Here is an 18,281-nt window from a genome sequence, read left to right on the forward strand (position 1 = left end):
GCATCGGCCGGCCTGTCCGCCAACTGCGGAGCGGCCGGTAAATGCCCGCCACGGAAGGCGACGGGCTCAAGACAAACGCCGGGCCGCCCCAAGTTGTCTTGCCCCTTGAGGGGCTGGCGCGAAGCAACAGCTTTGGGGGCGCGCTATAAAGACTTGCGCAGGTTGACTGCCGGAATCTTGAGCGCTTCACGATATTTCGCGACGGTACGCCGTGCGACCACGAAGCCCTGTTCCGCCAGCAGTTCGGCTATGCGGCTGTCTGAAAGAGGAGATTTCGGGTTTTCCGCTCCTATCAGTTGCTTGATGAGCGCACGGATCGCCGTTGAAGACGCCGCGCCGCCCGTGTCAGTCGAAACGTGTGATCCGAAGAAGTACTTAAATTCAAGCGTCCCGAATGGGGTCAGCATGTATTTACCGGTTGTCACACGCGAGACAGTTGACTCGTGTAGGCCCAGCGTATCAGCAATTTCCCGCAAAACCAAGGGGCGCATGGCAATTTCGCCGTGCACAAAAAAGCTCTTTTGACGCTCCACAATAGCTTGCGCCACTCTGAGGATCGTCTCGAAACGCTGCTGGATATTTTTGATCAGCCAGCGCGCTTCCTGCAGTTGCTGGCGCAACGAACCGCTGCCCGGGTCGCCCCGGTTATTGCGCAGAATATTCGCGTAAAGATGGTTGATACGCAGCTTCGGCACGACTTCGGGGTTCAGCTCGGCCTGCCAGCCCTGTGCCGTTTTACGCACCATGATGTCCGGCACGACATAGTCCGCTTCGGCCTTGCCGTAGGCGGCGCCGGGGAACGGTTCGAGCGAGCGGATCAGCACGTGTGCGTCGCGCAGATCGTCGTCGTTGGCCTTCAGATGCTTGCGCAGACGCGTGAAGTCGCGCGCCGCGAGCAATTCCAGGTGGTGCGCAACGATTTCGAGCGCGAGCGTGCGGGTAGGTGAGGCATCGAGCCGCAGCAATTGCAGCTTGAGACATTCCGACGCGGAGCGCGCGCCGACCCCGGCCGGGTCGAAGCTATGCAGCAGCGCAAGCGCGGCATTCAGTTCGTCGAGATCCACTTCGAGCTCTTCGGGCAGGTCGGCCAGCACTTCTTCGAGTGTGGCGGCAAGGTAGCCGTCGTCGTCGAGCGATTCGATCAGGAAGGTGACCAGCGCGCGGTCGCGCGGACTCGCCTGGGTGACGCGCAATTGCGCCATCAGGTGATCGCGCAGCGAGGTGCTCGATTCGTGGATTTGCAGCGGCGGCAGGTCGTCGTCGTCCGAGGCGTTGCCCGAGCGGCCGTAGTCGTCGAGATTCCATTGCGACGCGTCGCCGTTACTGTCGCCCGCGAGGCCGTTGTATTCGTCCACGCCCTGCGGCTCGCCGTTCTCGGCGCGCTCGCTGCTGCTGCTGGACGATGACGACGTGCTGCCGCCCATCTGGTCGGGCGGAGCGGAAGAATTGGGCGCCTGGGCGATCAGCGAGCCGTCGGCCGCCACGCGCAGCGGGCTCGCGATCCAATCGTCCTCGTTCTCGAGGAGCGGATTCTGCGAGATCGCCATTGCGACTTCCTGCTGCAATTCGAGCGTAGACAACTGAAGCAGCCGGATGGACTGCTGCAGTTGCGGCGTCAGCGCAAGATGCTGCGATAGGCGGAGTTGGAGGCTGGCTTTCATGGCAAGTTGAGATTCATTGTAGAGAGTTTGCCACGACCGCGATACATTGCGACATTCGCAATTACACGTGCGCCTCTCGCGTGCGCCCTGCATGAGTTCCTTCAGGCGGCGCTGGGCGCGAAGCGGCCCGGGTCAAAACGGGGTGTGCGGTTGCCGCACAAGGAGCCGGCGGGTGCGCGCTCGCACAGCCGGCAATCCTTTGTGCGCTTACATGCGGAAGTGCTCGCCCAGATAGACGCGCCGCACGCTTTCGTTTTCGATGATTTCGCCCGGTGCGCCGGCCGCCAGCACACTGCCGTCGCTGATGATATACGCGTGATCGCAGATGCCGAGCGTTTCGCGCACGTTGTGGTCGGTAATCAGCACGCCGATATTGCGCTGCTTCAGAAACTTGACGATCTTCTGGATTTCCAGCACGGCGATCGGGTCGACGCCGGCGAACGGTTCGTCGAGCAGAATAAAGCTCGGATTGGTGGCCAGTGCCCGGGCAATTTCGACCCGGCGGCGCTCGCCGCCCGAGAGCGACAGCGCCGGATTCGCGCGCAAGTGCGCAATCTGCAATTCGTCGAGCAAGGCTTCCGTGCGGCTCGTGATGGTGTCCTTGCTGAGCCGCTTGCCGTTGTCTTCGTGCTGCAATTCCAGCACCGCGCGAATGTTTTCTTCGACGCTGAGCTTGCGGAACACCGAAGCTTCCTGTGGCAGATACGAGAGCCCAAGCGAAGCGCGCTTGTGGATAGGCAGCAGGCTGATCGACTTACCGTCCAGATCGATTTCACCGGCGTCGAGCGGCACGAGGCCGACGATCATATAGAACGAGGTGGTCTTGCCCGCGCCGTTGGGGCCGAGCAGACCGACCACTTCGCCGCTTTTCACGTCGAGCGACACGTCTTTGACGACCGTGCGCGAACCGTAACGCTTTTTCAGGTTGCGCACCACCAGTGAACTACTGGTGCCGGCGGGCTTGCGATTGGGGAGAGACGCAGAGGTGCTCACTGGTTCGGCGCTCCCTGGATCGTCGTGGACGGCGCGAGCGTGGCCGATGCGCCGTTCAGCGGCGCAGCGCCGCCGTTGCGCGGCGCCAGCATGGCGCGTACTCGACCGGTGGGGTTGCCGGGGCCGGCGACGTCCTTGCCTGCCTTCGCGGTATAGAAGTCGCTCTGGCCGTCATACGTAATGACGCTGCCGTGCACCTGGTCCATCACCGTGGAGAGGCCTTGCAGGCGTTTCACCGTGGCGTTGGTGGTGAGCGTGGTCAGATCCTGCTTGCCGTCGTAGTCGATACGAATGGCCGTGCCTTCGATGTATTCGTCGAGGCCTTCGCGCTTCTGGCGGAAATACGACAGATTGCCGCCGCTCGACGTGCCGGTGGCGTACTGATAGCCCTGCGGGTCTTGCGTCACTTCGACGCGGTCGGCCTTGATCACGATCGTGCCTTTGGTCGCAACCACATGGCCCGTGAAGATGTTGACCTGCTTGAGGTCGTCGTAAGTCATGTTGTCCGCTTCGATGTTCAGCGGCTTGTCCTTGTCGGCGCGGTCCGCGTGCGCGAGCGGCGCGAAGCCGGCGAGAGGCAGCGCGACGATCAGCGCGGCGAGTCCGGCGCGGCACGCGGACAGGGAGCGCGAGCGGCCGGTGTCAAAACGGGGGAACGATTCGTTCATGCAGTCACGCCTGGAATGGATTACCCGGGTTGCTTGGGCGAGCTGCCGCCTGCTTCGGACGGGGCGATCGAGCCTTTTACGTTGCCGAACAGCTGCATCACCCGGGTGACGTTGTTGTAGTTCATGCCGCTGGCAGTCATCACCGACATGCCGCGCTGAAGTTTAACCGGCTTTTCGGTCTCGATCACATCGTCGTTGACCAGCACCCTAAAATGCTGGGAATCCGCCTGCATCTGCGGATCTCCGTAGCCGGGCGCCCGCAGGATGCGCGCGTTGTCGTACAGATCGACGATGGACGCGTCGCCGTTCACCTTGCCGGTGTCGCCGGTTGCGGTGACGATCGGCTTGCCGGGCTGGAACGCGCGCATGGCCGGCTTGACGAGGTCGCTCAGTTCGTCGTCTTCGTAGTGGATCAGCGACTGGGCGGTCAGCCGGTATTGCGTCGAGCCCGACTGGTCGAGTTCGGAAATCGAGAAGTTGTCGGCGAAGTAGTCCGGCGTGTGTTCCTTGGGACGCACCACGCCTTCGTTCTGCCGGGGCAGGGTAGCTTGCAGCAGCCACCACGTGATACCGGCGAGCGCGGCCATCGCGACCAGCGGAATCAGCGAAGTCAGGCGAAACTGGTTCATCCGACGAGGCCCCGCTGTTCGCCGCTACAGGCGGCCGCCAGCAACGCCTCATACTTATGTTGTGCACGCAGCAGCGTGTCGCAGACTTCGCGCGCCGCGCCGTGGCCGCCGCGCGCTTCGCTGACCCAATGGGCCCGCGCGATCACTTCAGGATGCGAGTTGGCCGGCGCCGCCGCAAAGCCGACCTTCAGCATCACGCCGAGATCGACCCAGTCGTCGCCCATATAGCCGCATTCTCCCGCCGTCATGCCGGTTTGCTGCAGCAGGTCCGCGAACGCCTGGGGTTTGTCCTGCACGCCCTGATAGACGTGCGTGATGTTCATTTCCTTCGCCCGTGCCGCCACGATGCCCGACTTGCGCCCGGTGATGATCGCCGTTTCGATGCCGGCCTGGCGCAGCAGCTTCATGCCGTGGCCGTCCATCGAATTGAAGCCCTTCATCGTGTCGCCTTCCGCCGTGAACAGCAGGCCGCCGTCGGTCAGCACGCCGTCGACGTCGAAAATCATCAGCTTGACGCGGCTTGCGCGCTCGGTCGCGGTAGCAGGGGCGAGGGCCATCAGATCACCTTCTTCGAGAACAGGTCGTGCATGTTGAGTGCGCCGATCAGCTTGCCTGCTTCGTCGACGACCAGCATCTGATTGATGCGGTGGCGCTCCATCAGTTCCACGGCTTCGACCGCCAGTTGATCCGGGCCGATGGTGCGCGGGCCGGCGGTCATCACGGAGGAGATCGGCAACTGACGGAAATCGCCGTCGCGTTCGAGCACGCGGCGCAGGTCGCCGTCGGTGAAAATGCCGGCCACGTGGTCGTCGTGATCGACGATCGCGGTCATGCCCATGCGCTTGGCGGTCAACTGGAACAGCGCGTCGCGCACGGTGGCCTCAGGTGTGACCTTCGGCAGATCGTCGCCGGTGCGCATCACGTCGCGTACATAAGTGAGCAGACGCCGGCCGAGCGCGCCGCCCGGATGCGAGCGGGCAAAGTCGTCGCGGCCGAAGCCACGCGCGTCGAGCACCGCGAGCGCGAGCGCGTCGCCGAGCGCGAGCGCGGCGGTCGTGCTGGCGGTGGGCGCGAGGTTCATCGGGCAGGCCTCTTTCGCCACGCCGGAATTCAGGTGCACGTCGGCCAGTTGTGCGAGACTCGAAGACGGACGGCCTGTCATTGCAATCAGCTTCGCGCCGAGCCGCTTGATGAGCGGCAGGATCGCCATCAGTTCTTCGGTTTCACCGGAGTTGGACAGCGCGATGAACACGTCTTCGGCGGTGACCATGCCGAGGTCGCCATGACTGGCTTCTGCGGGGTGCACGAAGAACGCCGGCGTGCCGGTGCTGGCGAGCGTGGCCGCGAGCTTGCGGGCCACGTGGCCGGATTTGCCGATGCCGGAAACGACTACGCGCCCGCGGCAACCCAGGATGAAGTCGACCGCCCCGACGAAGCCGTCGTCGAGTTGATCGCGAAGCGCGCGCACGGCGTCCGCTTCGATGTCGAGCACGTCGCGAGCGAGCGCGAGTGCCCGGTCGCCATTGATTTTCGCTATCATTCGCGAAGTATAGCAAAGGCGCCTGTTCGCCGCGCCGGGCCTGCTGTGCCAAGCCGCTGTCTTTATTGCTGACTTTAACGGCCCCTCAACCTTGTCGCACGGCGTTTGGCGTGCGCGGTTCCGCTGACGAACGAGGACGCTTTACCCATGCGTTTTTGCCGATGATTTCCCCGCTCGAAATGACGCTGTTCCTGCTGCTGGCATCGGTAGCGGGCGTGGTGACCTTTCGCTTTCTGAATCTTCCGCCAATGCTCGGCTATCTGACGGTGGGCATCGTCGTCGGGCCGCATGCGTTCGGTTTGATTCCCGACTCGGCGGGCGCGCAGAACCTGGCGGAATTCGGCGTCGTGTTCCTGATGTTTTCGATCGGGCTGGAGTTCTCGCTCGCCAAGCTGCGTTCCATGCGCCGCCTCGTGTTCGGTCTCGGCCTGCTGCAGGTGCTCGGCACGATCGCGGTGGCGGTCACGCTCGGCTTCGTGCTGGAGCGCTGGGTGCATATCACGTGGCAGGCGAGCGTGGCGCTGGGCGGCGCGCTCGCCATGTCGTCGACGGCGATCGTCAGCAAGATGCTGGCGGAGCGGCTCGAGATCGAGACCGAGCACGGCCGCAATATCTTCGGTGTGCTGCTGTTCCAGGATCTGGCGGTGGTGCCGCTGCTGATCATCATCGCGGCGCTGGGCGGCAGTTCCAGGGATCTCGTGAGCTCGCTCGGCGTGGCGGCCATCAAGATCGTCGTGGCGCTGTCGCTGCTGCTGATCGTCGGGCAGCGCTTCATGACGCGCTGGTTCAACGTGGTGGCACGGCGCCGTTCGCAGGAATTGTTCATTCTGAACCTGTTGCTGGTGACGCTCGGTTGCGCGTTCATCACCGACAAGTTCGGGTTGTCGCTCGCGCTCGGCGCGTTCATCGCCGGCATGTTGATCGCCGAGACGCCTTACCGGCATCAGGTGGAAGAAGATATCAAGCCGTTTCGCGACGTGCTGCTCGGGCTCTTCTTCATCACCACCGGCATGCTGCTCAATCCGCGTGTGATCTGGGAGCATCCGCTGATCGTGCTCGGCTTCCTGGTTGGGCCGATCCTGCTGAAAGCAGTCATGGTGACGGGCCTCTCGCGGCTCTTCGGCGCGTCGCCGGGCGTCGCGATGCGCACCGGCATCGGCCTCGCGCAAGCGGGCGAGTTCGGCTTCGTGCTGCTGAATCTGATTCTCGACAAGCATCTCGTCGACGCCACCCTGCTGCAGGCGATTCTCGCCGCCATGCTGCTGTCCATGCTGGCCGCGCCGTTCCTGATCCAGAACGCGGACCGCATCGTGCTGCGCCTGTCGTCGACTGAATGGATGATGCAGTCGTTGCAGATGACGCGCATCGCCACGCAGAGCCTGAAACAGAGCGGCCACGTGATCATTTGCGGCTATGGCCGGGCCGGGCAGAATCTGGCGCGCATGCTGGAGCACGAAGGGTTGTCGTACGTCGCGCTGGACCTGGATCCCGACCGCGTCGCGGCGGCGGCGGCGGCGGGCGAGTCGGTCGTATTCGGCGACGCCGGGCGCCGCGAGTCGCTGCTCGCCGCCGGTATCCACCGCGCGGCCGCCATTGCGATCACCTACGCGAACACGCCGTCGGCACTGCGCGTGCTGCACAACATTCACGAACTGGAACCCACGCTGCCGGTCATCGTCCGTACCGTCGACGACTCCGATCTGGAAAAGCTGCTGGCCGCGGGAGCGACCGAAGTGATTCCGGAAATCGTCGAAGGCAGTCTGATGCTCGCCTCGCACACGCTCGTGGTGATGGGCGTGCCGATGCGGCGGGTGGTGCGCCGGGTCGAGGAAATGCGCGATGAGCGCTACGCGCTGCTGCGCGGCTATTTCCATGGCGCCGACGACGTGGACGACGACGACGGTCACGAACAGGTGCGGCTACAATCGGTGCCGGTCGACGAAAACTCGGACGCCGTGGGCCGCACGCTCGCGGAACTAGGCCTTTTCGAGGTGGGCGTCGAAGTGACGGCGATTCGCCGGCACGGCATTCGCGGCGTCGAGCCGGATCCGTCCACCAAGCTGCGCTCGAGCGATATCGTGGTGTTGCGCGGTTTGCCCGAACAGCTGGCGGAGGCCGAGGAACGGCTCTCGAAGCATCGGCGCGCGGGCGCCGCCGCCTAGCGCCTGTACCCCGGCGGGGCGCGTTCCTGCCGTGGCGTCCTGGTTTGGTTTTTCATCGGACCTGTCGAGGTCCATCCGGAGACATCATGTCCAACGCGCTTCCGAGCGCGCCGCTCGATGCGGCCGATTACATCAAAAGCCACATTCGCACCGTGCCTGACTGGCCGGAGCCGGGCGTGCAGTTCCGCGATATCACACCGCTCCTGCAGGAGCCGAAGTCGCTGCGCGTGCTGATCGATCTGTTCGTACAGCGCTATATCGAGGCGAAGCTCGACTACATTGCCGGGCTGGATGCGCGCGGTTTCATTATCGGGCCGATTCTCGCGTATGAACTGAACCTCGGCTTCATTCCGATCCGCAAGGCGGGCAAGCTGCCCTACAACCGGCTCGCGCAATCCTATGAGCTCGAATACGGCTGCGCAACCGTCGAGATTCACGAAGACGCCTGCAAGCCGGGCGACCGCGTGGTCATCATCGACGACCTGATCGCCACGGGCGGCACGATGATGGCCGGCAAGATCCTGCTCGAACGGCTCGGCGCGGTCGTGGTGGAAGGCGCGGCGATTATCGATCTGCCCGAACTCGGCGGCTCGAAGCTGCTGCGTGACGGTGGCCTGGCGCTCTATACGGTGACCGGATTCGAAGGGCATTGATCATTGGCGGTCAATCCGCTGTGAACTCGTTCTTTATGCCCACCGAGCAGTGCTCACCCGCCAGGACCGCGAACAGTTTGGAGCTTTACATGACTTTGCCTTGCATCACCGCCGCGCGCCGCTTCGACGTGCAGGCCCACGTGCCGTTCTGGATCGACACCGGACAGGTCGGCTGGATCCGCGCGAGCGACGTGCCGTCACTCGCGCGCTGGCCCGACGTGTTCGACCTGGACAATGCCCGTGTGACGCTGACGCCCACGTTCAATACGGTGGATTTGCGCAGCGCCGCGCTCGGTTCCGTGATCGGCGCGCTCGCCGCCGAAGGCCGCATTCCGGGCTGGCGCAACGAAACCTACGCGATCCGCAATGCGTTCGATGCGCCGCCGCTCGCGTATATCGAACGCGCGGCTTCGCGCTTCTTCGGCACGATGACCTACGCGGTGCATCTGAACGGCGTCGTAGAATACGTAGATGGCGCACCGCAATTGTGGATCGCGCGCCGCAGCGACACCAAGGCGACCGACCCGGGCATGCTCGACAATGTCGTGGCAGGGGGGATTGGCTGGGGCTTTGGTGTCGAGGCGACGATCATCAAGGAGTGCTGGGAAGAAGCCGGCATTCCCGAGGAGATCGCCGCCCGCGCCGTGGCCGGCCGCACCGCGCATGTGCTGCAGTCGTTGCCGGAAGGCACGCAGGCCGAGCAGATTTTCATCTACGACCTCGCGCTGCCGGCGGATTTCGCGCCGCGCAATCAGGACGGCGAAGTGGGCGAGCACCGGCTCGCGCGCATCGACGAAGTGGCGCGCTGGATCGAGGAGGGCGCGATGACGGTCGACGCGAGCCTGGCCACGCTGGATTGCCTGTTGCGCCGCCGCTGGATCGATGAAGACGCATGCGCCGGGATAGAGGTTCTGTTCGTGCCGCCGGTGTTCGCCTGACCGCCGTAAAGGTGCGCATGCAACGAACTTGCCGAAACGCGCTGCATCGAACCATGCACACTGAACAAACCACGCATTGAAGAAGGGAGTCACCCAGGTCATGTCGACCGATCACAGCTTTATCCTCAAACTGTCGTGCGCCGACCGGCCCGGCATCGTTCACGCCGTGTCGGGCTTTCTGTTCGAGCGGGGCAGCAACATTCTCGACTCCGCGCAGTTCGGCGACAGCCGCACGGGCGAGTTCTTCATGCGCGTGCATTTTCAGCAGGTGGGCGGCGATCCGGGTCTGGAGGCGTTGCGCACGTCGTTCGCGACGCTCGCAGAACAGTTCGGCATGCGCTGGGAGTTGCACGACGCGTCGGTCAAGCCGCGCGTGGTGATCATGGTGTCAAAGATCGGCCATTGTCTGAACGATCTGCTGTTCCGTTACCGCACCGGCCAGCTGGGTATCGAGATTGCGGCGATCATCTCGAACCACAAGGAGTTCTATCAACTCGCCGCCAGCTACGACATTCCGTTCCATCACTTCCCGCTGATGGGCGCCACGCCCGACGCGAAAGCCGCACAGGAAGCGCGCGTGCTCGAAGTGATCGACGAGCATCAAGCCGACCTCGTGGTGCTCGCGCGCTACATGCAGATTCTGTCGCCGAAGCTGTGCGAAGCGCTGGCCGGCCGCGCGATCAACATTCATCACTCGTTCCTGCCGAGCTTCAAGGGTGCGAAGCCGTATTACCAGGCGTTCGACCGCGGTGTGAAGCTGATCGGCGCGACGGCCCATTACGTGACGACGGATCTCGACGAAGGTCCGATCATCGAGCAGGAAGTGGAGCGCGTCGACCACAGCATGACGCCGGAGCAATTGACGGCGATCGGCCGCGACGTCGAATGCGTGACGCTCGCGCGCGCGGTGAAGTGGCACGTGGAGCATCGCGTCGTATTGAACGGCAGCAAGACGGTGGTGTTTCGCTAAAGCGGTTGATCGCTTTGCAGTAGAGGGTTGAGGGCAAATGGCGGCGGCCGGATCACTCCGGCGCCGCCATTTTGCCAACTAGGGTCGCGCCGCGGACCGGCCCGCATCCCGCGCGGCACCCGCGTTTTGCGCGGAACGGCGGCGCGCGTTCAGCTTCTTTAGCCAGATCAGCAGTCCGGTCGCGCTCAGCACGGCGACCGCAACGCCGACTGCACTAATCAGAATCCGTCCGCCGAGACCGAGGATACGTCCCGAGTGCAGCGGGAATTGCACCTGCAGGAAGACGTCGCCCGCCGTGCCCTTGCCGGGGATCTGCGCGGCGAGCTGCCTGCCGGTGGCCGCGTCCCAATACATCCACGGATTGCCGAGACCGATGTCGCCGTGGTCATTGCCGGTCGCGTAGAAACCGACGCCATACGCATGCATGAATTCAGCGTAGTAGATGCCGCCCGGCGCGACGCCGAGGTTCCGCGCTTTGCCGGCCTGCTCGGCCAATTGCACGATGCGCTCGCGGCTCAACACCGTGTCGCCGGGTTGCGGCGCGCGGCGGATTTCAGGGTTGTTGACCGGATCCGGCGTGAGCTTCGAGAACAGCGACACGATGGGGCGCACCACCGGCGCTGAAAGATTCATCGATATCGATGTCAGCGCAACGATCATCAGCAGGCCCCAGATCCATACGCCGCCTGAGCGGTGCAGATCGAAAGTGAGCGCATAGCCGCCGCGCCCAAAGCGGAACGCGAACGACTTGCGCCACACCTTGGCGCTCGGAAACGACAGCCACAGCGCGATCACGCTGTCGAACAGCCAGACGATGCCGACGATCCCCATCAGCCACGTACCGATATCGACGCCGCTCGTGAAGGGCAGTTGCAGTGTGTAGTGGAGCTTGTAGATGAACGGGATCAGATTGAGCCGCGCGAGCGAGACGGCGCCCCATTCGCGGCGCCCCTGGATTTCGCCGGTGGCGGGGTCGACGGCGATCTGATTGAAGTCGAGCGGATAGGGTTGCCGCGTGGCCGGGTCGGTACGCGGCAGCACCATCATTTGCAGCGTGTGGCCCGGTTCGGCCGCGAGCGGCAGATAGGTCACCTGCAGACGCGGATCGGCGGCTTCCACGCGGCGCGCCAGTTCCAGGCCCGACAGCGCCGTGCCGGCGGTGCGCGCCTTGAAGAACGACGGGTTCAGCGCCGCATCGAGCTCATGGTCCCACGCGATGACCGCGCCGGTGAGGCCGGCGATGAACAGAAATAGCGCTGTGGCAACACCGAACCAGCGATGCAGGCGGACGAGCTGCCGCCTCATGGGCGAGCCGACGGAGCGGAATTCGAATGGCGTGTCACGACAGAGGCTTGATGTAAATGGGAATTGTTCGCATCTTATGGAATCATGCCACGCGCTGCAAGTTTGTCGTAAGTGCGGCGTAGCGACGCAACACTCCCCAAGCCTTGCGTTTTTCCAGGAGGTCCGGCCAGCAAGGCTTTCCTCACAGATAGGGCAAGCACATGCGACAAAATGTCGCATATCAAAGTTTACAATTCGCATAAATCTTCGGCATCATCGCGGCTCGGTGAATGGGAATTATTCTCATTTGATTGAGGATTCAGGGACTGCGGGGATCAGCGATGAACGTAGAAAACGGCCTGCGAGCGCCGAAGAAAAGAATGACAGTGCGACCATTGCAATGGGCGGCGTGTCTGGCATTTGCCGCGAGTCATGCGGCGTGGGCACAGCAGGCGTCGGGTACGCCGGTGTCGGAGCCGGCCGGCGAAGAAGCGCTGCCGGCCGTCAAGGTCACGGCGGCGCAAGACACCGCGCAGCATCTGAAGGAAGACGTCAGCAGCGGTGCGCTCGGCACGCGTTCCCAACTCGACACGCCGTTCTCGACCACTGTAGTTACGAGTGAAGACCTGCAGGATCGCCAGCCGTCCAAACTCGGCGACGTGTTCGCCACCGACGCTTCCGTCTCCGACAACGGCAACGCCTACAACGCATGGGCCACCTATCTGACGGTGCGCGGCATGCAGCTCGACTGGCAGTCGGGCTTCAAGATCGACGGCATGCCGTTCAACAGTTACGGCATCACGATGCCGTACGAACAGCTCGAGAAAGTGGAACTGCTCAAGGGGCTGACCGGATTCATGTACGGCTTCGGCGCCCCGGGCGGCGTGGTCAACTACGTGACGAAAAAGCCGCCGGTCTCGACGACGCCGGTGCGCAGCGTCGACATCGGCTATTTCACCGACGGCGTGTGGACCGAACATGCGGATCTCGGCGGCCGCGTCGGTCCGGCCGGCATGTTCGGCTACCGTCTGAACGCGACGCACGAAGAAGGCAAGACGTATAACGACGGCAACGTGCGGCGCGACTCGGTGTCGGTCGCGCTCGACGCGCGTATCACCCGCGACCTCACGGCCACATTCGGCGCGCTGTATCAGGAGCGTCATTCGAGCGGCATTACCGGCGCGATCTCGACGGCGCAATATCCGGGCACAGTCCTGCCGCATACGATGAGCGGCGGCACCGGCGACCTCTCCGGTCCCGACCAGCATCTGAACACGAACGTCCAGCTCTATACCGCGGGCTTCCAGTACAACCTGGGCCCGGACTGGACGCTGAATGCGAACTACAGCTACAGCAAAAGCTCACGTGATCGCAACGAGAGCACCTATTACCTTCAGAACAGCGCCGGCGATTACACCGACAGCCGCTTCGCCGGCAAGGAAGGGCATCAGTTGAGCTTGTGGCAAGTGTCGGCGCAAGGCAGCGTGAAGACGGGACCGTTCCAGCACCAGCTCGTGATCGGCGCGGCGTATCAGCGTCAAACGAACGACTACGGCGCGAACAGTTTCTTTGGTGACATCGGTAGCGGCAACCTCTATCAGCCGAACACCAATACCTTCTACAGCGTGCCGAACTACTACACCTATCGCGACAGCGACATCACGCAAAAAGCGCTGTTCGCGAACGATACGATCCAGTTGACGCAACGCTGGTCGGTACTCGGCGGCGTGCGTTACACGAACTACGAGCAGCACGGCTATTCCACCACTGGGGCGACCACGTCGACTTATAGCCAGAACGGCGTCGTGACGCCGACGGTGGCACTGATGTTCAAGCTCGCGCCGACCACGACGCTGTACACGAGCTACGTCGAGTCGCTGGAAGCGGGCACCGTGGTGGGCGACACGTACGCGAACCGCGGTGAACTGCTCAAGCCGTTGCGCAGCAAGCAGTACGAAGTCGGCATCAAGAGCGAGCATGAGCACTGGAGCGCGACGGCCGCGCTATTCCGGATCGAACGCGGCTCGGCTTACGCGAACAGCGCCAACGTCTATACGCAGGACGGCGAGTCGATTTTCCAGGGCGTGGAGCTCGGCGGCGACGTGCGCCTCGGCGCGAGCTGGAACGTCGGCGGCGATCTCATGTGGATCAACACCAGGTACGAGAAGGGCGCGGCCAATAACGGTAACCGTGTGGCCGGCGCGCCGCAGTTCGTGGTGGCGGGTCACGCAACCTACTCGGTGCCGTATGTGCCGGGGCTGCGCATCGGCGCCGACGCGAAGTTCACCGGCAACACCGGCATACGTCCGGCAGGCAATCTGGATGCGCCCGGCTACATGCTCGTCAATCTCGGTGCGAGCTACGCCACGCGTATAGGCGGCTACGATGTGACGTTCCGCGCGGCGATCGACAACCTGCTCAATCGCCGCTATTGGGAGTATCAATACGCGGATTATGTGACGCCGGGCGATCCGCGCACGTTGTCGCTGAATGCGCGCATCGACTTCTGAGCATGAAAAAAGCGGCACCGAAGTGCCGCTCTGGTTCGCCTGGCCGCTCCGCCTGCCGGCTCAAACCAGCCGCAAGTAGATCAATTCCCGCTTGATGTACGCATAGAAGATCGGCGCCGCGACCACGCCGGGAATGCCGAACGCCGCTTCCATGATGAGCATGGCGATCAGCAGTTCCCAGGCGCGCGCCTCGATCTGTCCGCCGACAATGCGCGCGTTCAGGAAGTATTCGAGCTTGTGAATCAGGATCAGGAACACGAGCGACATGACCGCCGCCGGAAAGCTCACCGAGAGCGCCACCGCGACGATGATCGTGTTCGAGATCAGATTGCCGACCACCGGCAGCAGGCCGACGATGAACGTGACCAGCACCAGTGTCTTCGACAACGGCAGCGTGTCGTGGAAGATCGGCAGGATCACCAGCAGGAAGATGCCCGTGAAGACCGCATTGATCGCGGAAATCTTCACCTGGGCGAACACGATACGGCGGAATGCATCGGCGAAACGTGTCACGCGCGTGACGAAGGCCGTGGACAGCGGCAGCCGCTGCATATGCTTTTGCGCGCCGACCGCAATGATCGCGCCGATGATCATGCCGATCAGGATATGCGTGAACGCGCGCGCCGCGGTCTTGCCGCTTTGCTGCAGCATGTTGGCGTGCGTCTGCATCAGCTCCGCCGCCTTGGCCTTCATCTGCTCGGTATCGACTGGCAGATAGTTGGCGACGAATTGCGGAATCCGGCCGCGCGCCTGGTCGATCAGCTGCATGGCCTGATCGAGCAGCTTCTGCACGCTCGGCACGTCGTTCTCGAAATGCTCGATGATGCCGAGCGTGAGCCCCGTCAGCGCGCCCACGATCACCGTGGCGAGAATGACCACTGCGAGCCAGCGTGCCCGCCTGCTCGACATGTGACGCTCGATGCGCGGCGCGATGGTGTGGACCAGCTGGAACACCAGCAGCCCGGCGAGCAACGCGCCGAGCAGTTTGAGTTCGATGACCGCCCACATGCCGAACAACATCACGACGTAACTGCCGATTTCGACTGCCGACAACCTCGGCAGGCTCATGTCGCTAGTCAGCCTGACCGGGCGTGGGCGCAGATCCTGCACTTGCCCGTCTTCGCTCGCCTGATTCCGCTTGGTCATGGCTTATTCCGTCCCCAACCCGAGTTGTGCCGCGTTACTTTTTGCTGGCCGCGCGTTTCAGCAGAGGCGCCAGGTATTTACCGGTAAAACTTGCTTTCGACTTCGCCACCTGTTCCGGCGTGCCTTGGGCAATGATCTGTCCGCCGCCCGCTCCGCCTTCCGGTCCGAGGTCGATGATCCAGTCCGCGGTTTTTATTACATCGAGATTATGCTCGATGATCACGACGGTATTACCCTGGTCCCGCAACCTGTGAATCACTTCGAGCAGCAGCGCGATGTCGTGAAAGTGCAGGCCGGTAGTCGGTTCGTCAAGTATGTATAGAGTGCGACCGGTATCACGCTTGCTCAGTTCCAACGATAGTTTGACGCGCTGCGCTTCGCCGCCGGAGAGCGTGGTGGCCGACTGGCCCAGCCGGATATAGCCCAGACCGACGTCCAGCAACGTTTTCAGCTTGCGCGCGACGACCGGCACCGGCTTGAAGAACTCATAGGCGTTCTCCACCGTCATGTCGAGCACTTCGCTGATGTTCTTGCCTTTGTACTGAACGTCCAGCGTTTCGCGGTTGTAGCGCTTGCCGTGACAGACGTCGCACGGCACGTACACGTCCGGCAGGAAGTGCATCTCGACCTTCAGCACGCCGTCGCCCTGGCAGGATTCGCAGCGGCCGCCCTTCACGTTGAACGAGAAGCGGCCGGCTTCGTAGCCGCGCTCCTTCGCCGCCGGCACACCCGCGAACAGTTCGCGGATCGGCGTGAAGAGTCCGGTGTAGGTGGCCGGATTCGAGCGCGGCGTGCGGCCGATCGGCGACTGGTCGACGTTGATCACCTTGTCGAAGTGCTCGAGACCCTCGATCGACTCGTACGGTGCCGGCTCCGTGGCCGAACCGTACAGGTGATGCGCGACCGCGTGATACAGCGTGTCGTTGATGAGCGTGGACTTGCCCGAACCGGACACGCCGGTCACGCAGGTCAGCAAGCCGACCGGCAGATCCAGCGACACATGCTTCAGATTGTTGCCATATGCCTCGACGATACGCAGACGCCGCTCGTCCGGCGCCTTGCGTTCGTCCGGGAACTCGATGTTGCGCGCGCCGGACATGTACTGCCCGGTCATCGACGCTGCGTTCGCCTGCACCTGTTTGGGCGTGCCTTCGGCGATCACCATGCCGCCGTGTTCGCCCGCGCCCGGTCCCATGTCGACCACGTAGTCGGCCATGCGGATCATGTCTTCGTCGTGTTCGACGACGATCACCGAATTGCCCAGGTCGCGCAGATGCTTGAGCGTGGCGATCAGCCGGTCGTTATCGCGCTGATGCAAGCCGATGGACGGTTCGTCCAGCACGTACATCACGCCGGTCAGGCCCGAGCCGATCTGCGAGGCGAGGCGAATCCGCTGCGCCTCGCCGCCCGACAGCGTTTCCGCGCTGCGCTCCAGCGACAGATAGTCCAGCCCGACATTGTTCAGGAACATTAGCCGCGCGACGATTTCCTTGACCACCTTGTCGGCGATCTCGCGCTTCGAGCCTTCCAGACGCAGCGTCTGGAAATAGCCGAGCGCGTCGCGCAACGGCCAGCCGCTGATTTCGAAGATGCCGCGCGCGTCGCCGTCCGTGCCGATCCGCACGAAGCGCGCTTCGCGGCGCAGCCGCGTGCCGGCGCAGGCCGGGCAGGGCTGGTTGTTCTGATACTTGGCGAGCTCTTCGCGCACCGCGACCGAATCGGTCTCGCGATAACGCCGCTCCAGATTCGGGATGATCCCTTCGAATACATGCTCGCGCACCGAAGTGCGGCCGCGTTCGTTGATATACGAGAACGGGATCTCCTGCTTGCCCGAGCCGAACAGCAGGATCTTGCGGACCTTCTCCGGCAGGTCTTCGACGGCGGTGTCGATATCGAACTCGTAAAACGCCGCGAGACTTTGCAGCATCTGGAAGTAGAACTGGTTGCGCCGGTCCCAGCCTTTCACCGCGCCCGCCGCGAGCGACAGCGACGGATGCGCGACCACCCGCTTCGGATCGAAGAAGGTGATCTGGCCGAGGCCGTCGCATTCCGGGCACGCGCCCATCGGATTGTTGAACGAGAAGAGGCGCGGCTCCAGTTCCTGCAGCGAGTACGAGCAGATCGGGCAGGCGAACTTCGAGCTGAACAGATGCTCCTTGTCCGTATCCATTTCGAGCGCGATCGCGCGGCCGTCGGCGAGACGCAGTGCGGTTTCGAACGATTCGGCGAGGCGCTGCTTCATGTCGGGGCGCACTTTCAGGCGGTCCACGACCACGTCGATGGTGTGCTTGTCGTTCTTCTTCAGCTTGGGCAGCGAGTCGACTTCATAGATTTTCGCGACGCCTTCATTGGCGGTGCCACCGCCCGAGCGCACACGGAAACGGATAAAGCCTTGCGCCTGCATTTCCTCGAACAGTTCGACGTGCTCGCCTTTGCGGTTCGCCACCACTGGCGCGAGGATCATCAGCTTCGTTTCATCCGGCAGGGCGAGCGCCGCGTCGACCATTTGCGAGACGCTTTGCGCTTCCAGCGGAATTTCGTGGTCCGGACAGTAGGGCGTGCCGACCCGTGCGAACAGCAGACGCAGATAGTCGTGAATTTCGGTGACGGTGCCGACCGTGGAACGCGGATTGTGCGAGGTCGCTTTCTGTTCGATCGAGATGGCCGGCGACAGGCCTTCGATCAGATCGACGTCCGGCTTCTCCATCAATTGCAGGAACTGGCGCGCATAGGCGGAGAGACTTTCGACGTAGCGCCGTTGTCCTTCCGCATAGAGCGTGTCGAACGCCAGCGACGATTTGCCCGAGCCTGAAAGGCCCGTGATGACGACGAGCTTGTGACGGGGTAGGTCGAGGTTGACGTTCTTCAGGTTGTGGGTGCGAGCCCCACGAATACGGATTTGTTCCACGGATTTATTCCATGAACTGGCGGAAAGAGGAAGAGGCTAAACCTGCTACTATAACGACTTTTCAAGACCGCCGTTACGGCTTCCTGACAGCCTGAAGAGGCGTCGAAGCGAGCTGTAAGGCAGCGATCCAGCGTCGCGGGCAAGGGGTCTAACTGGGGCCGTTTTCCGCGAGTACAAGGCACCGTGAGGCGTCAGCGGGAATGCCGGTCCGCCCGCCCA

The 18,281-nt window shown here is 63.3% G+C and carries 14 protein-coding genes; 5 read left to right on the forward strand and 9 right to left on the reverse strand.

What is annotated here, in order from left to right:
- Window positions 1-143 precede the first annotated feature (143 nt).
- The 6 genes from PDMSB3_RS01995 to kdsD form a co-directional block, all read right to left on the reverse strand.
- Window positions 144-1,661, reverse strand: a complete 1,518-nt coding sequence (locus PDMSB3_RS01995; protein ID WP_007179408.1) for an RNA polymerase factor sigma-54 — start codon at window positions 1,659-1,661, stop codon at window positions 144-146.
- A gap of 207 nt (window positions 1,662-1,868) precedes the next feature.
- Complete coding sequence (gene lptB / locus PDMSB3_RS02000) at window positions 1,869-2,654, reverse strand: LPS export ABC transporter ATP-binding protein (RefSeq protein WP_007179407.1); 786 nt, start codon at window positions 2,652-2,654, stop codon at window positions 1,869-1,871.
- Entirely contained in the window at window positions 2,651-3,322 is a 672-nt protein-coding gene (gene lptA / locus PDMSB3_RS02005) for a lipopolysaccharide transport periplasmic protein LptA (protein ID WP_007179406.1), read from the reverse strand. Before lptA ends, lptB begins: the two co-directional genes overlap by 4 nt.
- A gap of 20 nt (window positions 3,323-3,342) precedes the next feature.
- Window positions 3,343-3,951 (reverse strand): LPS export ABC transporter periplasmic protein LptC, encoded by a 609-nt coding sequence (lptC, locus tag PDMSB3_RS02010; RefSeq protein ID WP_007179405.1) that lies wholly within the window; start codon window positions 3,949-3,951, stop codon window positions 3,343-3,345.
- Window positions 3,948-4,508, reverse strand: coding sequence for a KdsC family phosphatase (locus PDMSB3_RS02015; RefSeq protein ID WP_007179404.1), 561 nt, complete (start codon window positions 4,506-4,508; stop codon window positions 3,948-3,950). The genes lptC and PDMSB3_RS02015 overlap by 4 nt, the downstream gene beginning before the upstream one ends.
- The gene (kdsD, locus tag PDMSB3_RS02020) at window positions 4,508-5,491 is read right to left on the reverse strand and encodes an arabinose 5-phosphate isomerase KdsD (RefSeq protein ID WP_007179403.1); all 984 of its coding nucleotides are present in this window, start codon (window positions 5,489-5,491) and stop codon (window positions 4,508-4,510) included. Before kdsD ends, PDMSB3_RS02015 begins: the two co-directional genes overlap by 1 nt.
- A gap of 161 nt (window positions 5,492-5,652) precedes the next feature.
- Between kdsD and PDMSB3_RS02025 the strand changes: the two genes are divergently transcribed.
- The 4 genes from PDMSB3_RS02025 to purU all read left to right on the forward strand — a co-directional run bounded on the left by PDMSB3_RS02025 (window position 5,653) and on the right by purU (window position 10,214).
- The gene (locus PDMSB3_RS02025; protein ID WP_007179402.1) at window positions 5,653-7,653 is read left to right on the forward strand and encodes a monovalent cation:proton antiporter family protein; all 2,001 of its coding nucleotides are present in this window, start codon (window positions 5,653-5,655) and stop codon (window positions 7,651-7,653) included.
- A gap of 86 nt (window positions 7,654-7,739) precedes the next feature.
- A complete protein-coding gene (locus PDMSB3_RS02030; RefSeq protein WP_007179401.1) occupies window positions 7,740-8,306 on the forward strand; it encodes an adenine phosphoribosyltransferase in 567 nt (188 codons plus the stop codon).
- An 89-nt stretch (window positions 8,307-8,395) separates the two neighbouring features.
- The gene (locus PDMSB3_RS02035; RefSeq protein ID WP_007179400.1) at window positions 8,396-9,244 is read left to right on the forward strand and encodes an NUDIX hydrolase; all 849 of its coding nucleotides are present in this window, start codon (window positions 8,396-8,398) and stop codon (window positions 9,242-9,244) included.
- Between the two features lie 100 nt (window positions 9,245-9,344).
- Window positions 9,345-10,214: a formyltetrahydrofolate deformylase gene (purU, locus tag PDMSB3_RS02040; protein ID WP_007179399.1), complete on the forward strand. Its 870-nt coding sequence runs from the start codon at window positions 9,345-9,347 to the stop codon at window positions 10,212-10,214.
- Window positions 10,215-10,292: 78 nt separating this feature from the next.
- Here purU and PDMSB3_RS02045 read toward each other — a convergent pair whose 3' ends face one another.
- Window positions 10,293-11,519: a PepSY-associated TM helix domain-containing protein gene (locus PDMSB3_RS02045; RefSeq protein WP_007179398.1), complete on the reverse strand. Its 1,227-nt coding sequence runs from the start codon at window positions 11,517-11,519 to the stop codon at window positions 10,293-10,295.
- Window positions 11,520-11,839: 320 nt separating this feature from the next.
- Here PDMSB3_RS02045 and PDMSB3_RS02050 point away from each other — a divergent pair, with 320 nt between their 5' ends.
- On the forward strand, window positions 11,840-14,008 hold the full coding sequence (locus tag PDMSB3_RS02050) for a TonB-dependent siderophore receptor (protein WP_165184388.1): 2,169 nt from the start codon (window positions 11,840-11,842) through the stop codon (window positions 14,006-14,008).
- 60 nt (window positions 14,009-14,068) lie between these two features.
- Here PDMSB3_RS02050 and PDMSB3_RS02055 read toward each other — a convergent pair whose 3' ends face one another.
- Window positions 14,069-15,154, reverse strand: coding sequence for an AI-2E family transporter (locus PDMSB3_RS02055; RefSeq protein WP_007179396.1), 1,086 nt, complete (start codon window positions 15,152-15,154; stop codon window positions 14,069-14,071).
- A gap of 34 nt (window positions 15,155-15,188) precedes the next feature.
- Window positions 15,189-18,062, reverse strand: a complete 2,874-nt coding sequence (gene uvrA / locus PDMSB3_RS02060) for an excinuclease ABC subunit UvrA (RefSeq protein ID WP_165184391.1) — start codon at window positions 18,060-18,062, stop codon at window positions 15,189-15,191.
- Window positions 18,063-18,281: the final 219 nt, after the last annotated feature.

Origin of the sequence: Paraburkholderia dioscoreae (genome assembly GCF_902459535.1) — a bacterium.
In the GTDB taxonomy this organism is placed as follows: Bacteria; Pseudomonadota; Gammaproteobacteria; order Burkholderiales; family Burkholderiaceae; genus Paraburkholderia; species Paraburkholderia dioscoreae.

Excerpts from the sequence above, each read along its gene's own strand:
- PDMSB3_RS01995 (WP_007179408.1), bottom strand. The coding sequence starts at position 1,661 with ATGAAAGCCAGCCTCCAACTCCGCCTATCGCAGCATCTTGCGCTGACG.
- lptA (WP_007179406.1), bottom strand. The coding sequence starts at position 3,322 with ATGAACGAATCGTTCCCCCGTTTTGACACCGGCCGCTCGCGCTCCCTG.
- lptC (WP_007179405.1), bottom strand. The coding sequence starts at position 3,951 with ATGAACCAGTTTCGCCTGACTTCGCTGATTCCGCTGGTCGCGATGGCC.
- PDMSB3_RS02015 (WP_007179404.1), bottom strand. The coding sequence starts at position 4,508 with ATGGCCCTCGCCCCTGCTACCGCGACCGAGCGCGCAAGCCGCGTCAAG.
- kdsD (WP_007179403.1), bottom strand. The coding sequence starts at position 5,491 with ATGATAGCGAAAATCAATGGCGACCGGGCACTCGCGCTCGCTCGCGAC.
- PDMSB3_RS02025 (WP_007179402.1), top strand. The coding sequence starts at position 5,653 with ATGATTTCCCCGCTCGAAATGACGCTGTTCCTGCTGCTGGCATCGGTA.
- PDMSB3_RS02030 (WP_007179401.1), top strand. The coding sequence starts at position 7,740 with ATGTCCAACGCGCTTCCGAGCGCGCCGCTCGATGCGGCCGATTACATC.
- PDMSB3_RS02035 (WP_007179400.1), top strand. The coding sequence starts at position 8,396 with ATGACTTTGCCTTGCATCACCGCCGCGCGCCGCTTCGACGTGCAGGCC.
- purU (WP_007179399.1), top strand. The coding sequence starts at position 9,345 with ATGTCGACCGATCACAGCTTTATCCTCAAACTGTCGTGCGCCGACCGG.
- PDMSB3_RS02045 (WP_007179398.1), bottom strand. The coding sequence starts at position 11,519 with ATGAGGCGGCAGCTCGTCCGCCTGCATCGCTGGTTCGGTGTTGCCACA.
- PDMSB3_RS02050 (WP_165184388.1), top strand. The coding sequence starts at position 11,840 with ATGAACGTAGAAAACGGCCTGCGAGCGCCGAAGAAAAGAATGACAGTG.
- PDMSB3_RS02055 (WP_007179396.1), bottom strand. The coding sequence starts at position 15,154 with ATGACCAAGCGGAATCAGGCGAGCGAAGACGGGCAAGTGCAGGATCTG.